This window comes from Streptococcus parasalivarius, from assembly GCF_054785155.1.
Genome location: NZ_BAABOB010000005.1, coordinates 46,059 through 60,093, shown reverse-complemented (window position 1 = coordinate 60,093; position 14,035 = coordinate 46,059). Strand labels below are relative to the sequence as shown.

At 33.3% G+C, this 14,035-nt stretch carries 16 protein-coding genes and 2 pseudogenes; 11 read left to right on the top strand and 7 right to left on the bottom strand.

Going from position 1 to position 14,035, the window contains the following annotated elements; all coding sequences use genetic code 11:
- Positions 1 to 146: 146 nt before the first annotated feature.
- The 3 genes from ACYVQ1_RS05725 to ACYVQ1_RS05715 form a co-directional block, all read right to left on the bottom strand.
- Positions 147 to 1,295 (bottom strand): PTS transporter subunit EIIC, encoded by a 1,149-nt coding sequence (locus ACYVQ1_RS05725; RefSeq protein ID WP_461250133.1) that lies wholly within the window; start codon positions 1,293 to 1,295, stop codon positions 147 to 149.
- Positions 1,296 to 1,307: 12 nt separating this feature from the next.
- A complete protein-coding gene (locus ACYVQ1_RS05720; RefSeq protein ID WP_417164259.1) occupies positions 1,308 to 1,454 on the bottom strand; it encodes a PTS transporter subunit EIIB in 147 nt (48 codons plus the stop codon).
- A 64-nt stretch (positions 1,455 to 1,518) separates the two neighbouring features.
- Positions 1,519 to 2,631, bottom strand: coding sequence for a vitamin B12 independent methionine synthase (locus tag ACYVQ1_RS05715; RefSeq protein ID WP_461250132.1), 1,113 nt, complete (start codon positions 2,629 to 2,631; stop codon positions 1,519 to 1,521).
- Between the two features lie 231 nt (positions 2,632 to 2,862).
- Here ACYVQ1_RS05715 and rpmF point away from each other — a divergent pair, with 231 nt between their 5' ends.
- Both rpmF and rpmG read left to right on the top strand, forming a co-directional pair.
- Positions 2,863 to 3,045 carry a 50S ribosomal protein L32 gene (rpmF, locus tag ACYVQ1_RS05710; RefSeq protein WP_002892130.1) on the top strand — a complete coding sequence of 61 codons (183 nt, stop codon included), beginning with the start codon at positions 2,863 to 2,865 and terminating at the stop codon, positions 3,043 to 3,045.
- A 15-nt stretch (positions 3,046 to 3,060) separates the two neighbouring features.
- On the top strand, positions 3,061 to 3,210 hold the full coding sequence (gene rpmG / locus ACYVQ1_RS05705) for a 50S ribosomal protein L33 (protein WP_002262412.1): 150 nt from the start codon (positions 3,061 to 3,063) through the stop codon (positions 3,208 to 3,210).
- A gap of 471 nt (positions 3,211 to 3,681) precedes the next feature.
- Here the strand turns inward: rpmG and ACYVQ1_RS05700 are convergent, their stop codons facing one another.
- Together ACYVQ1_RS05700 and ACYVQ1_RS05695 are read right to left on the bottom strand one after the other, a co-directional pair.
- Complete coding sequence (locus tag ACYVQ1_RS05700) at positions 3,682 to 5,259, bottom strand: ATP-binding cassette domain-containing protein (protein ID WP_461250131.1); 1,578 nt, start codon at positions 5,257 to 5,259, stop codon at positions 3,682 to 3,684.
- Between the two features lies 1 nt (position 5,260).
- Entirely contained in the window at positions 5,261 to 6,556 is a 1,296-nt protein-coding gene (locus ACYVQ1_RS05695; protein WP_461250130.1) for a radical SAM protein, read from the bottom strand.
- A 340-nt stretch (positions 6,557 to 6,896) separates the two neighbouring features.
- Between ACYVQ1_RS05695 and ACYVQ1_RS05690 the strand changes: the two genes are divergently transcribed.
- Complete coding sequence (locus tag ACYVQ1_RS05690; protein WP_461250129.1) at positions 6,897 to 7,748, top strand: helix-turn-helix domain-containing protein; 852 nt, start codon at positions 6,897 to 6,899, stop codon at positions 7,746 to 7,748.
- Between the two features lie 388 nt (positions 7,749 to 8,136).
- Here ACYVQ1_RS05690 and ACYVQ1_RS05685 read toward each other — a convergent pair whose 3' ends face one another.
- A complete protein-coding gene (locus ACYVQ1_RS05685; RefSeq protein WP_461250128.1) occupies positions 8,137 to 8,502 on the bottom strand; it encodes a hypothetical protein in 366 nt (121 codons plus the stop codon).
- Positions 8,503 to 9,325: 823 nt separating this feature from the next.
- On the opposite strand from ACYVQ1_RS05685, the pseudogene ACYVQ1_RS05680 reads away from it, so the two are divergent.
- The 5 genes and pseudogenes from ACYVQ1_RS05680 to ACYVQ1_RS05660 form a co-directional block, all read left to right on the top strand.
- Positions 9,326 to 9,792, top strand: a pseudogene (locus tag ACYVQ1_RS05680) (DUF1643 domain-containing protein).
- Positions 9,793 to 9,941: 149 nt separating this feature from the next.
- Positions 9,942 to 10,304, top strand: coding sequence for a hypothetical protein (locus ACYVQ1_RS05675; RefSeq protein ID WP_461250127.1), 363 nt, complete (start codon positions 9,942 to 9,944; stop codon positions 10,302 to 10,304).
- A 155-nt stretch (positions 10,305 to 10,459) separates the two neighbouring features.
- The gene (locus ACYVQ1_RS05670) at positions 10,460 to 10,657 is read left to right on the top strand and encodes a hypothetical protein (RefSeq protein ID WP_049489284.1); all 198 of its coding nucleotides are present in this window, start codon (positions 10,460 to 10,462) and stop codon (positions 10,655 to 10,657) included.
- A gap of 264 nt (positions 10,658 to 10,921) precedes the next feature.
- Positions 10,922 to 11,110 carry a hypothetical protein gene (locus ACYVQ1_RS05665; protein WP_014713950.1) on the top strand — a complete coding sequence of 63 codons (189 nt, stop codon included), beginning with the start codon at positions 10,922 to 10,924 and terminating at the stop codon, positions 11,108 to 11,110.
- Positions 11,103 to 11,459, top strand: a pseudogene (locus ACYVQ1_RS05660) (Fic/DOC family protein); the annotation flags it as partial. The gene ACYVQ1_RS05665 and the pseudogene ACYVQ1_RS05660, both read left to right, overlap by 8 nt.
- Before the next feature lie 45 nt (positions 11,460 to 11,504).
- On the opposite strand, the gene ACYVQ1_RS05655 reads toward ACYVQ1_RS05660, so the two are convergent.
- Positions 11,505 to 12,113, bottom strand: coding sequence for an NUDIX hydrolase (locus tag ACYVQ1_RS05655; protein WP_461250126.1), 609 nt, complete (start codon positions 12,111 to 12,113; stop codon positions 11,505 to 11,507).
- A gap of 162 nt (positions 12,114 to 12,275) precedes the next feature.
- Here ACYVQ1_RS05655 and ACYVQ1_RS05650 point away from each other — a divergent pair, with 162 nt between their 5' ends.
- Genes ACYVQ1_RS05650 through ACYVQ1_RS05640 form a run of 3 tightly spaced genes read left to right on the top strand, consistent with a single transcriptional unit; the run spans position 12,276 to position 14,018 of the window.
- A complete protein-coding gene (locus ACYVQ1_RS05650) occupies positions 12,276 to 12,602 on the top strand; it encodes a PadR family transcriptional regulator (protein WP_461250125.1) in 327 nt (108 codons plus the stop codon).
- Positions 12,589 to 13,173 carry a DUF1700 domain-containing protein gene (locus ACYVQ1_RS05645; protein WP_461250124.1) on the top strand — a complete coding sequence of 195 codons (585 nt, stop codon included), beginning with the start codon at positions 12,589 to 12,591 and terminating at the stop codon, positions 13,171 to 13,173. Before ACYVQ1_RS05650 ends, ACYVQ1_RS05645 begins: the two co-directional genes overlap by 14 nt.
- Positions 13,170 to 14,018 (top strand): DUF4097 family beta strand repeat-containing protein, encoded by an 849-nt coding sequence (locus tag ACYVQ1_RS05640; RefSeq protein WP_461250123.1) that lies wholly within the window; start codon positions 13,170 to 13,172, stop codon positions 14,016 to 14,018. The genes ACYVQ1_RS05645 and ACYVQ1_RS05640 overlap by 4 nt, the downstream gene beginning before the upstream one ends.
- Positions 14,019 to 14,035 lie beyond the last annotated feature (17 nt).

The following is a 14,035-nucleotide window of genomic DNA, read 5'->3' as shown; positions in this document are numbered from 1 at the left end:
ACTCTATTCTATCATAATTTACATAGCTTTTGGGAAATGGTAGAGGTTTTTTCAACGTAAGAAAGAAACAGACCTCTCGGCCTGCCACAATCATTAATCTTCTTTATAAAGAACGAAGATCTCAATAAAAGAGACCACAACAGAAATTACAAGACCTGCAATAGCTGTGTAAAATATTTAAGTGTATCTTCACCGATATAGGCTGCAATCGTCAAGAGACCTGGGGAACCACCTGCAAAATTTCTCGCCCCTAAAATACCAAGGAAGAAGCCACCTACTCCCCCTGCAACAATAGATCCTATGAGGGCAGCTTTATTTTGCAAAGTTACCCCATAAAGAGCCGGTTCCGTAATCCCACAAATTGCAGTAATTCCAGCAGATGAAGCCAGAGCTTTTTTATTGGTATCCTTAGTTTTTAAAGCAATAGCAAGGGCTACTCCCCCCTGAGCCACATTCGAAGCCAAAGCACCTGGCTGTGCAATCGTATCATACCCAATAGTCATACGGCTATTAATTCCAATGGATACTAAGCCATAGTGAGTTCTTGTAGTAACCATTAATGGGAAGGTTGCCCCTACAATTGTTGGAACAACCCATGGACCAAAGTTTTCCAACCACTTAAAGAAATCACCCAACCAGTTACCAATGACAGTACCAACTGGACCTAAAATCAAAAGTGTTAAAATTGCAGTGATCAAGGTCGTAATCATAAGCACCAAGAAAAATTTAACAGCCTTTGGTGAAATTTTAATTGCAAAGCGCTCCACATAACTCATAAACCAAACTGCCAAAATAACAGGAATAACCGTTGATGAATAAGAAGTTAATGTAAGAGGAATACTAAAGAAAGAGACGCCATGACCTGATTCCTTGGCAGTTGTCACAATCGGCGTAAAAGTTGGGTGTAATAAAATAGCACCAATCAACATCTCCAATTGAGTGTTTGTCTTAAAATATCGAGCTGCTGAAGCACCTAAAAATACAGGTAAAAAATAAAATTCAGCATCACCAATAAAATTAAGAACTTGATCGTTAACATCATCTACAGCTGCTACCTTAAAGACAACCAAAAGAGACAAAACGGCTTTGATCATCCCTGCTGCTGTAATTACCGGTAAGATTGGTGTGAAAATCCCAGAAATAAGGGCTAAAAAGCTTTGAAGAGGAGTTCTGTCTTGTTTTTCCGATGATTCCTTAGACACTTCATCTAGGTCTAATAAGCCTTCCAAAGCACGGTATACATTTGGTACATCACTCCCAACAACAACTTGATACTGGCCACCACTCTTAGCCAAACTCACAATACCTTAGATAGTTTGAACAACTTTATCATCAGCTTTAGAATCATCTGCTAAGGTAAAACGTAAACGTGTAGCACAATGAGTTAGATTATGAATGTTTTCCTTTCCTCCTACAGCTTTTAAAATTTTCGGCCCTATCTCTTGATAATTCATGACACTTCCTTTCTATATTCATAAAAAGAGAGAACAAGCTGAGCCTGTCCTCTACATTTTTCTATTATGACCAAACTTTATCAGTAATTGTTTTAATCAATTGTAATTTATTCCACTCGTCTTGCTCAGTCAAGATATTGCCTTCTTCAGTTGATGCAAAACCACATTGAGTTGAGATACCAAGGTTCTTAAGTGGTACAAGCTCAGCCGCTTCATGAATACGAGCGATGACAGCATCTACATCTTCCAAAGCTGGATCCTTAGAAGTAATCACACCAAGCACCAATTCAACATGGTCACGGTTATTCCAAATCGTTGGAAGTGGTGCGAAGCTACCTGAACGCGCATCATCGTATTCCAAGAAGAAGATATCATAATTCAATTTCCCAAGATATTTAGCTACTGAATCATAGCCACCTTCAAAAAGATAAGTTGATTTAAAGTTTCCACGACAAATATGAGTAGCCAAAGTCAAATCTTCTGGAAGACCTTCCAAGGCTTTATTGATAGTGTATACATCATCCTCAGCAATTTTTACCAACTCAGCTGTTTTCTCAGGATTATTTTTTTCATTCTCAAACTGTTGAATCAAATAACCCCAAGTCGTATCATCCAACTGCACATAACGTGCACCCAAATCGTAGAGATGTTGGATGGTATCATGGTAAGCTTTTGCCAAATCATCAAGAAAATCTGTCCATGAATCATAGTAATCTGCATAAAGATCACTACGGTGGTCACGGTTAATGATGAGTGATGGACTTGGAATAGTTACTTTTGGAGTAATTCCTTCAGGAGTCACTGATTTAAGATATTCAAAGTCACGATAGAAAGGATGATTAGGATTTTCGGCAATCTTACCATTGATACGAACGTTGGTTGTACGTGTCTTAGCTCCGTGGAATTTATATGAATCTTCTTGTTGGTAAGCTTCAAAACCAGTTAGGTTCCATAGGAAATCAAGGTGCCACCAAGAACGACCAAATTCACCATCAGAAACTACTTGAAGACCATTTTCTACCTCATGATGAACCAATTCCTTAACCAATTCATCTTGTACTTTCAACAATTCTTCTTGCGAAATCTCACCATTGGCAAATTTTTCACGTGCTTCTTTTAAAGCTTGTGGACGAAGGTAAGAACCAACATGATCAAAATGATAATGAACTTTACTCATAGTTATTTACTCCTTTTTATGCTTTCACTTAATGTAATAATAAGCCTATTCTAGCACTTGCTGTTATAGCTGTGAAATATATATTTGTTATCGCAAAATATAGTTTTTAACTATATCTTTTCTTGGCAAGTTTTTTTGTCAAGCAACTTTACTTTACAAAAAAGATATGTTATTCTGTTATAGTTGATTTAAAATCAAGAACATAAATATTAATTCGGAGGAAATAAAGAAATGGCAGTACCTGCACGTCACACTTCAAAAGCGAAGAAAAACAAACGTCGTACACACTACAAATTGACTGCTCCATCAGTACAATTTGACGAAACAACTGGAGATTACTCACGTTCACACCGTGTATCACTTAAAGGATACTACAAAGGACGTAAAATCGCTAAAGCTAACGCAACTAAATAATAGAAGGGAGATACCATGCGCGTAAATATTACACTTGAACACAAAGAATCTGGTGAACGCTTGTACCTTACTTCAAAAAACAAACGTAACACTCCAGACCGTCTTCAATTGAAAAAATACTCACCAAAATTGCGTAAACACGTAATCTTTACTGAGGTGAAATAGGGGTTCACTACACGTCAATAGACGTTAAAAACCTTGATTTTAAGCGATTTTTGAAATTTCAAATTTCACTACATTGCAATAGAAATCAACCGAATCACTACCTTTTTCACTACCTTTTTTGAAATAAAAATAATGATTCGGATATTTAAAAGAAGAGGAACTTTAGTGTGAAGCTCCTCTTTTTGTTATTTGTTCTTTTACTTACAAATAGTAACATTTGGGTTGGAAAGTATGGGTTTCAGTTGGGCTAAAAACAGCGTAGCATCAGCATCAAGCACTCACAGAATTCTATCTCTTTTTTCAAAAAAACTGATTGAGTTTGATTGAATAGGGGAAAATAAAAAGTTAGCTTTCAATTAGTCTAAAATAGCATAGTATCAGACACTTGCAGAATTCTATCTGTATTTTATTTTCAATACAACTGATTATCAAATGCAATATATTGGATTGTATTTCAATTTGAACTCTGTGTTAATCACGAAATCTATAATCTTCTAACTTAATAACCTCATCATAATTATCTTTATTGAATTTATGAGCAATTTCAATAATTGTACAATCTTGAGAGTAAATAAGCTGTCGAATCTCTTTTGCATTCGTATCATCCAATGAAGCTGTTACCTCATCAACAAGTAGAATGGGCTTCAATCTAAGCAAAGCTCTGGCAAGTTCCAATTTCATCATTTGACCACCTGATAAATTTTGTCCATCAAGGTGTAGTTCAAGATTATTGCCAACTTCCTTAAGAAGATTAACTTTCTGTAACACATCTATTATACTACTGTCTGAAAAATCTTGGAAGAGAGTTACATTATCTCTTAAACTACCGTTAAAAATATAAGGCTTTTGATGAATGACTGATACACAATCATACGATGGCTTAAAAGACATTCCATTCTCACTTTCAAAAGAAATAGTTCCTGAAAATTCAGTATCTTCACCGCTTAAAAGTTTAAACAGAGTAGATTTTCCACTACCGCTTGCTCCCGTCAGTAAAACCTTTTTCCCAAAAGGAATATTAAGAGATAACTGTTGAAAGAGATTTTTTTCTCCAAATGATTTACTTAAATGATCAATATCAATACATAATTTTCTTCCTTCAACGTTTTTTTCCTCTACGTCAGTAAATCCATCACTTAACTGTAAAATAGAAACTACCTTATCTCTAATAGCTGTGGATGATTGTAGACTAGAAGTACCTTCTAGCAATTGTTGTAATGGAGAAATAAGATTCATCGAGGCCGTCATCATGGCCAGTAATGTCGTCAGAGTTAAAGAGGTTGTTCTCATCAAAAATAAGCCTATCATCAGAGGGATAACTAGCCCTATACCTTTGAGAGGTCCTGTCCAAAACATGACTAAATTATGACTTATAAAATAATGGTATTGCTTCCTTTCAGTGTTTTTGATAGCATCCAACACATGGGCTGAAAACTGATGGCTGGCCTGATTACTACGAATAGTATCTATTCCTTTGGTAAAATCTGTGATAGAAGCCATACTGTTTTCTCTAGCTTTACTTAATTCCTCCCCCCGTCTCTTCAACATCTTATGAAAGATAAACTGGGGTATAATCATTAAAAATCCCCCAACTGTAAACATCAGACCTAGTTGGATATGTTGTATCAAAAGATAGGACACAGAAGCTAGAATAGATAGTCCAAAGATAGGATAAATAATGAGCGGGACCAGATACTCTTGCCAAAACATTAGAATATCTTGTGCTAAAAAGGAATTTAATTCTGATGGACTGTATTGCAATGTTCTTTGATAGAACTTCTCAATAGCTTTTTTAGAAATGAGCACATTAAAATCTTCAATGATTGCTCGTGCTAGGATATTATTTACATACATACAAGCGTATATAAAGACAAATAATAACACTCCACTTAATCCAAATGTTAGGATCATTCGATTGTCATTTACATCAACTTTTCCTGCTACCTGTATGAGAAATGAAGTAAGTAAGCCTTGTAAGGAATATAGTAGCGAAAATAATAGATAAAAAAATAATTTAGTTTTTGAAATATACTTAAAAATAGTTCCCATCTCATTCCGCCTTCAATTCATAATTGACCTTATTGGATAAAATCGCAAGTTCAAAATTTTGTAAAATATTTTGTCGCATACGTTGGCACTTTTCATTAAACGTCCGTTCATTAAAAATGTCACGTTTAGGACAAGCTCCACCTTTACAAATCAATAATAATTGGCATTTCGAACATTTCTGTGAAAATTCATAGTTGTTTATCCAGAGTTTTTGTTTTTGATCATCGATAACAAAACTATCTAAATTTCCAATTTTATTTTCTTCATCATATAATGCTACCGTACATTTTAAAAGGTTTCCTTTTGTATCAATGGTGTAGGTATGCTCTTTTTGAGCATAGCAGGCATAGTAATTACTTCTAAACAATAAGTCATCAAATAAATTGTATCCTTGTTTAATTGCTTTTTGAGATAGTTCAAAAGAAACATCCTCTGCAAATCTTTTAACCTCGTATCCTTCTTTTCTATCCCCACATCCCCAATCACCCACATTTCTAAAAAGCAATTGAAATCTCTTGTCCCTTTTAAATAATTGCGCATCTGTTACTAAAAAATTCTCCACATCTGAATAATTTTCTTTGGAAACATTTAATCGTATTAGTATATGGAAGTTCAAGTCTAATTTCTGAGCATTGCTAAGATTTTTTATTATACGGTCATACGAACCATGTCCATTTTTTAAAACCCGTTGATTATCATGACCCTCTTTAGTTCCATCAACTGTAATTTGATAGGACTGGACTTGACATTCTGTGACCAATCTTGACAAAGTTCTACTATTTAGCAAGTAGCCGTTAGTCGTCATATCAGAATGATAGCGTATTCCATAGGTTGATGATAACTCAATTAGTGCTTTGGAAATATCTAAAATGTCTCTATAACCTAAAAGAGGCTCCCCACCAAACCAAGAAACATGAATATCTTTAAATTGGTATTGTTCAAATTTATTTTTCACGAATTTTAAAATACTCGATTTTTGTGATTCTATGCTACAATCTACAAATTTTTCATAACAATACTTACATCTAAAATTACAATCTCCATGAGCAAGTATAATGATTCTAAGAGTTGATGCATCTCTGTCCCTAAACATTTGTACTGCTTCTTCCAACTCATTTCTTTCTGGTAAAAATTTTCTTGTATAAAGAAAATTATAAAATTGCTTCCTAGTTTTACTATCAGTTTCAATTTTTTCAAATAAACGATTTTCAATTTTAACCGCCAAATTATTCTTTGTATTAAACAAAAAGGTATGTTCTTTCTTTGGGATTGATACAACATAACGTGAATACTTCATCAAAACTTCTCCTTACAAATAATATTTCAAGAGCAGAAAGCATACTCTTTCTGCTCCTGAAATACAGATTATATAGAACAAAGTGAACACTTCCACATAAGTTCGAGAGAACTACTAACTCAATGACTGGTCAATAGTATTAGTGACAAAGTGAACATAGGATTTATCGGAAAGCATTTAGCAGCCTGAACCGCATACAAGATTTTTGAAGATATCATAATCTTGATCAAAATCATGTTCAACAATTTCATTGATAACCATGTTTCTTCCCCTTTCCTTTTTGATATCAGTATTATATAATATAAAAAATGTGAAAAGGAGAAATTTCGGAAATCCGAACATGACTAATCGAGAAAAATTTAAGGCAATTCGCAAACAAAGAAAACTATCTTTAAAAGCACTTGGAGAAATTGCTGGTTCTGCCACCAGTATTTCAGATTTTGAAAATGGTCATACAACCCTTTCTAATGATGTTCTATTTCGACTTCTAGGATCTATGTTAGTTGAAATTAATGAATTCTTTGAATGGAAAGATTTCCGAGACAAAGATTTTTACCAGCTAACCGAGCAGTTAGAAGAGGCACTGAATAACAAAGATACTCAGATACTTTCCGAACTAAAATCATATCTCTATGAGTTATCAGATCAGAAAGGTCAATACATTTACCAAATCATAGCTCGCGTTTTAGAGGTAATCATCTGCGAACTAAAGCAATTAACCGTTCCTCAAGATACCATTTTTCAACTCACTGACTACTTTATTTCATTAGAGTACTGGACAAATCTTGATGTCGGTCTGCTTGGTAATCTCGTCCCTTATTTTACATCGGATGCTCTTATAGTCTTCACTAATACTATTCTCGAAGATACTCCTCAGTCGCTAAAAAATAACCTAGATCGTATTAAAATTGATACCGTCCTAAACTGCCTATCTGTTTTTTTAGAACGAAAAGAAAGAAACGCTAGCCGAAAACTTCTGACATTATTATTTAACAAAAATTATCCAACCTATTTTTCTTTTGAAAAACTATATCTACATGAACTTAAAGCCATATTTGATTATCTTTGGGGTGACAAAGAGGAGGCTTTAAAAATACATCAAACTATTCTAGAGACAATTAATATTATTCTTAATCCTGAGGCAGTGAAGGAATGGGATGATAACTTTAGAAAAAACACATCTCAACAATGAACTGCACCCAAATAGTTATTTCAATAATTTACCCAAAAGATTTAGTTCTGTATTGAACAGGACTGAGTCCTTCTAGTTTTACCTGGACAACAAGTGAACTATGAACGGGTACTTATATTTATTAAAAATAACCAAATTTGTATCAATTTCAAGCATCACCTAATTACAAAAATTTGGGGGAAGCAGAAAAAGCATCCCGTATTTTGGATACGAAATGCTTTCAATAACTGTAAATATCTTTCAGATAGCTCAATTTTTATAAGATTTTTAAAGGCTATACGATAATTTCTTTGTATAGGAAAGTAAGGCGAATCATTAATAAGAATTGGAAAGTCAAATAACCGACCTATTTAATAATAGGCCGGTTATATTTATTTATATCAGTTTATTACTTGTTTTGAATCGCTTCCTTTACTTGGGCAATAGTGACAGGTTGAGAGTCTTTATAAATGACTTTTTCCCCTTTAGTATCAAGAATTTCTCCGACTAGAGGTTCGCTACTATCTACAGATTTAACAGAAAACCCGCCACCCATGTTTTCAGGATAGGCAATGATAGTATCCTGATCTGAAAATTGATTTAACGTTTCCAAGAGAGTAGAATCTTTAGAAGCTTGTTTTACCATTATCTCTAGAGTTGGTGGTTTCGCTTGGATATCCTCGCCTTTATCATTTGCAAATATTATGTTACTTCCGATAAGGACAGAAGAAATTAGAGTAACGATAAAAGCACATGTAGTGAATTTCTTGAGCATGTTGAGTCTCCTTAATAAACCTCGCCTTTCGTAGTTATTAGTGTAGTGTAAAATGCGAAAAGATATATCGTTTAGTTCTAACACATTAAACCAGAGAAATATAGTTTCCTAATTTTTTCCTTTCTATCTCTGTTTAAGCGATAGTCCTTCCAATATTATTGTACGTTCTTTTTTTTTTGAAATGCAAGAAAAGAGAATTATCAATTTGAAAAATTAAGCTTGACAAAAAAGCATCCCGTATTAGACGAAATGCTTTCAATAAGTGTAAATAAGTTTTAACGTTTACTAAATTGTGATGCTTTACGAGCTTTTTTCAAGCCTGGTTTGAGAAGGTTGGATCTCAAGTAATTTATAAATAGCTTTATATCAAACTTTAGCAGGCTTGTACTGCTTTTTTATTTCAAAAAAATTAAATAAGTTTGATTCAATGAGGGAATTTCAGTCATAATCAGTTTCTCTAATTTACGGCTTTTACTCTTTACCAAAAATTGCAATCTTTGATTTAATTTTAAACTATATCAAAAATAAATAACTAAACATGAATAGAGATGGTAATATTTCCCTTTCTATTCTACTAATCTACTACTCGAACGGATGGAGTTAAATTAGTAAAAACCCGTGTCACAACGTGGCCACATCGTGGACACTCTATTTCCTCAAAATCTCTGAGGCCTTCATGGGTAGATGTAGAATCATATTCAATTAAAGTTTTACATTTTTGACATGTGATACGTTTATTTCCCATTTGTAATTTCCTCTCTGTTTCTGATTATATTATATCAAAAAATATTAATGATATAATAGAAGAAAGTGGAGGTCAACTATGCAAAAAGAAGCTACTATTTCAGACGATCAGATTTATCGCTATAAACTATCTCGTACCTGGGACTAAACAAAACCTACAATTCTTTTTATTGGTTTGAATCCTTCAATTGCCAATGAAACTATCGATGATCCGACGATCACACGATGTATAAATTATGCAAAAGTTTGGGGATATGGAACATTACTTATGGCAAACTTATTTGCTTTTAGAAGTACTTACCCAAGGGATATATATTTAGTTGATGATCCTATCGGAAATGAAAATGATAATTATATTTTAGAATGTGTAGCACAATCTGATTTAGTAATTGCCTGCTGGGGAAATAATGGTATGTATATGAATAGGGAAAATATCATTAAGGGACTTGTACCTAATTTATATTTTCTTAAAAAAATAAAAACGGGACCCCACATCATCCTCTAAGACTTCCTAGAAATATTCGTACAATACCATTCAATTTCTAAATATGACTTTCCGAAAAATAACAATTTCCCGAAAGTTTAGTATTTGCTGTTATAATAGACATTTCTTCATTTTTCCGTTATAACAGACACTGATATACTCTCGTAATATTATTTGGGTATAATTAAAATTATAGAAGGAGGCGAAAATTATGAGAAAATTAATAGGTATACTACTATTTTCATTATCATTAATTACATTAATTGCTTGCTCTAAAAGCAACTACCAATCTTTAGATGGTGAATATTATTGGATCTCAAGTGAAAGAAACGAGTTAGCGTTTACTATTAAAGGAGAAAATGCTTCCATTGATCATGGAGAAGCAGACAGCTTTACGATTAACAAACAAAAGAATACGATCGAATTAACTGGACAAAATATTGCAAGTCGAACAGAAGAATATTCATTTAAAGATGGGGTCTTTTCTGTTGATATTAGTGGAGTTAAGCACGACTACTATCTTAAAGATAGCGAAGTATATAATAACGCACTAAAACAATATGGATATAAATAACATCATTCACACCTATTTTCCCGAATAGGTGTTTTTTTGTGCTAAATAGATTCCTTCAAAAAACTTTTAAGCTTATTATTAACCGATTAGATTATATTTCATGCAAATTAGCTTAATCAAAGAAATTGGATTATATTTTATTATACAATGGAGTCATGAATAATTTAAAAGAAGCAAATATTAGAAAAGTCATTTGGCATATTAGACGTCACCTAAACGAACTATTAAACTCACAGGATGAAAAATATAGGAAACATGAAATGTTTCACCTAAGATCTAGTATTGAATGTTTAGAACGTGTAATGAACAACGAAAAACCCTATCCACCTATGGATAGGGAAGAAGTGTTTTAAAAGTCATTGTATCTATTATATTATAAAATTTAGTATTAAAAAAAGTATGTTTTTTAAATGATAAAAATAGATACGATCATCCCAGATAGGTTCTCTATCCCTTTTAGAAATTTCTCTGTAATAGTGTAGGAGAGATTTTCCTCCTACAACCGTTTCATAAGTATTAATCTATACGCTTACATATATCTTTTGGTCTCTATCCCTTTAGGTAAAAATACCGATTTTATGGTATAATAAGGATAACTCTATATAAGGAGGTGTGCCATGACTCTTGATGTAAATAAAGAAGAATTAACAATTTTAGGGATTCCCTTTGATAACTTTTCGGATTTTGATACTGTCTGGTATGCTATTGGGTCATCAATGATTGAAAATTATGAACCTACTGTTCAAGATGTGATTGATTTAAAAACTTATGTTATCAACAGACGAAAGGAATTGAATATTGGTTAAAAATCAATACGAAGGATATGAGTACATTGACCCCAATCATCAATATACCTATCCAAATTCTACAGTCTTAATCAACAAACAAAATGTTACAAATATTGAAGAAGCCTATCGGAATGAGCATTTATTCGTTACTAGAAGGCTTGCAGACTTACGCTTGAAAGTCATTGAAGTCTACTCCATTAGTGATATTTTAGCCATTCATAAATATTTATTTCAAGATGTCTATGCTTGGGCGGGACAATTTCGCAAGGTGAATATCTCAAAAAATGGGAATCCTTTTATGTCAATACAATCTTTCAGTACTGCCCAAGCATATATAAACCGCCTTATTCATACCTATTATCAAACTAACTAATAGCAAAAAGATCAACATATTATTGTTGATCTTTTATTTTCACTCTAAATCTTTCAATATATCTGTAAATCTATGTGTAAACATAGCTGTCATCCCCCATATATTCTCTGTCAACTTCCTGTAAAAAGGAATATGACGTTCACTGTAACCGAAATTATATTTTTCTCTATTTTTTACTAGAAAAAACGGGAAATCTTTCGCATTACTTAAGGTTGAAGTTACAGTGTAATAAGTCGGTTCTTTTGTCAACAACGTGTCAACATCAACTGTAAACAACCGCTCTACCTCTTCGTTCGGATTAATACACTCCCAATTTTCTATCTTTATCTTTCCAACAAAGCAATGGATGGTTCTACCCTGATGAATCAGATAATCAAGCTCCCCCCAAATGTCAATTTGATCAGGAGCTAGGTTTAATTCCTCACAAGTTTCTCGTATAGCAGCCTCTTGAAAAGTCTCGCCGTCTTCGACACGTCCACCAGGAAAAGAAACCTCACCCGGTTGAGAAATATGTTCACTTCGCACTTGGTAAAGGACTTGATACTTATCAGTTTTTACATCATATATTAAGGGCAAAAGAACTGCATAGCGTCCTTTCTCCCCCAGTGGCTTCGGCTCGTAATGAGCTAATTTATCTTTAATAGTCATAAGTACTCCTTGATTTCATATTATCATAAAAAATAAGATAGCCCTATTATATAAAAATTTTATATATAAAATATTGACATATCTTTCTAAAAGAGATATACTCAATATGTAAAATAATTATATATAATTTTTATACATATCCTAAAAGAAAAGGAGCAAACTATGTATTTTCCAACATCGTCAACCCTGATTGAGTTCTTAATATTAGCAATTATTGATAGAGAAGACTCTTATGGTTATGAGATTAGTCAAACCATAAAGCTTGTGGCTAATATCAAGGAGTCAACACTTTATCCTATTCTAAAAAAGCTTGAAAAAGCAGGCTATATGACCACCTACAGTCAAGAGTATCAAGGGCGCAAACGTAAATATTATAGTATTACCCCAAATGGCAAAGAGCAGCTTCAGTTTCTTAATAAGGAATGGTTAACTTACAAAGAAACTCTGGATGGTATTGTGGAAGGGAGATTAAGACATGACAAAGACTGAATATATAGCTAAATTAACAAAATATCTACGAAAATTACCACAAAAGGACTACGAAGAAGCTCTAGAATATTTCATGGAATATTTTGAGGAGGCTGGACCCGAAAATGAAGCTCAAGTTATTGCAGAACTGGGTACACCTAAGGAAGCCGCACATGAAGTCATTAGCCGTCTACTAGATGAAAAGGTTATTGAGGATACGACTAGTTTGCGCAATAAAACAACTATTATTTGGATTGCTATTCTCGCAGTATTAGCTAGTCCAGTAGCTTTTCCAATTCTCCTTTTCTTCTTAGCTATGCTAATGACACTTCTTATGATTATTTTCGCAGTCATAGTGACTGCCTTAGCTCTTACTTTTGCCTTACTCATTAGTGGTGTTTACACTTTCTTTACAAGCTTCTCTCTCTTAAGTGTTTCACTAGCTTCAACACTTTTTGGAGTAGGCGTTGGACTTGTAATGTTTGGTGGAGCAATCTTACTGCTTTTGGTTTCATTCGAAATCTGTAAACTTATTGTCAAGCTAATAACACTCTTAATTAAATGGCTCATCAAGAAAGGAAGAAAATCATGAAAACTTGGAAAAAAATCGTCCTTGGAGTATCTCTCATATCTCTATTTTTAGGCGGGGGATTAGCAACTTGGGGTTATAGTCAAGGTGGCTTTACAGATTTACAAAATCAAACTAAAAGTGAGCAAGATTATGTCAATAAGGAAGTTGATGACTTCAATAAGATTGATATTAAAAGTAGTAGCTACAATGTTCTTATTAAAAGTGGTGACGTTAACAAAGCCACGCTTTCTTACTACCAAAAAAAGAAAAATCCAATTGATACAACTGTAAAGGATGGTCAATTAACTATTAATGAAAACAACACTAAATTAGATTCGACTTCTAAAAAACACATTAACTTTTTCGGATTAAAAGATTTAATAAGCCTCTCTTCTGCTATCGACCAGGAAGTCAGAAAGCAAACCATTATTATTACACTTCCTAAAAAACAAACGATTGATTTCTTAAAGACTGATTTAGCAACTGGAAATCTAGATTTAAGCAATAGCACGGTTAGACAAGCAGACATTAATCTAAATATGGGGGACTTGACTTTTACTAAAATGATAGTCAGCAACCTAAAAGCTAACCTTGATGTTGGTAGTGTTGATAGTGATAATACCCTTTTTACTAACGCAGATTTATCTATTGCAATGGGAGAATACTCCGGTAATAACTTAATTTTTAACGGTCACAATAAACTTGACGTTACAACCGGTGAAATTGAAATAGTTCTTAAAGATTACACTATCAATGTTCAAGCAGATAGTCACTCAGGAGAGGTGGATGTTACGAATAACCTTAAGAACTCAAAAGATAATACACTTACCATCACCTCCGATCTCGGTAATATAACTGTCGAATAACATAAAAAAGCCAGCCA

Bases quoted from the DNA above. Each gene is read 5' to 3' on its own strand.
- ACYVQ1_RS05655 (WP_461250126.1), bottom strand. From the start codon at position 12,113: ATGACTATTAAAGATAAATTAGCTCATTACGAGCCGAAGCCACTGGGG.
- rpmG (WP_002262412.1), top strand. From the start codon at position 3,061: ATGCGCGTAAATATTACACTTGAACACAAAGAATCTGGTGAACGCTTG.
- ACYVQ1_RS05720 (WP_417164259.1), bottom strand. From the start codon at position 1,454: ATGAATTATCAAGAGATAGGGCCGAAAATTTTAAAAGCTGTAGGAGGA.
- ACYVQ1_RS05650 (WP_461250125.1), top strand. From the start codon at position 12,276: ATGTATTTTCCAACATCGTCAACCCTGATTGAGTTCTTAATATTAGCA.
- rpmF (WP_002892130.1), top strand. From the start codon at position 2,863: ATGGCAGTACCTGCACGTCACACTTCAAAAGCGAAGAAAAACAAACGT.
- ACYVQ1_RS05715 (WP_461250132.1), bottom strand. From the start codon at position 2,631: ATGAGTAAAGTTCATTATCATTTTGATCATGTTGGTTCTTACCTTCGT.
- ACYVQ1_RS05690 (WP_461250129.1), top strand. From the start codon at position 6,897: ATGACTAATCGAGAAAAATTTAAGGCAATTCGCAAACAAAGAAAACTA.
- ACYVQ1_RS05685 (WP_461250128.1), bottom strand. From the start codon at position 8,502: ATGCTCAAGAAATTCACTACATGTGCTTTTATCGTTACTCTAATTTCT.
- ACYVQ1_RS05675 (WP_461250127.1), top strand. From the start codon at position 9,942: ATGAGAAAATTAATAGGTATACTACTATTTTCATTATCATTAATTACA.
- ACYVQ1_RS05645 (WP_461250124.1), top strand. From the start codon at position 12,589: ATGACAAAGACTGAATATATAGCTAAATTAACAAAATATCTACGAAAA.
- ACYVQ1_RS05700 (WP_461250131.1), bottom strand. From the start codon at position 5,259: ATGGGAACTATTTTTAAGTATATTTCAAAAACTAAATTATTTTTTTAT.
- ACYVQ1_RS05665 (WP_014713950.1), top strand. From the start codon at position 10,922: ATGACTCTTGATGTAAATAAAGAAGAATTAACAATTTTAGGGATTCCC.
- ACYVQ1_RS05695 (WP_461250130.1), bottom strand. From the start codon at position 6,556: ATGAAGTATTCACGTTATGTTGTATCAATCCCAAAGAAAGAACATACC.
- ACYVQ1_RS05670 (WP_049489284.1), top strand. From the start codon at position 10,460: ATGAATAATTTAAAAGAAGCAAATATTAGAAAAGTCATTTGGCATATT.
- ACYVQ1_RS05640 (WP_461250123.1), top strand. From the start codon at position 13,170: ATGAAAACTTGGAAAAAAATCGTCCTTGGAGTATCTCTCATATCTCTA.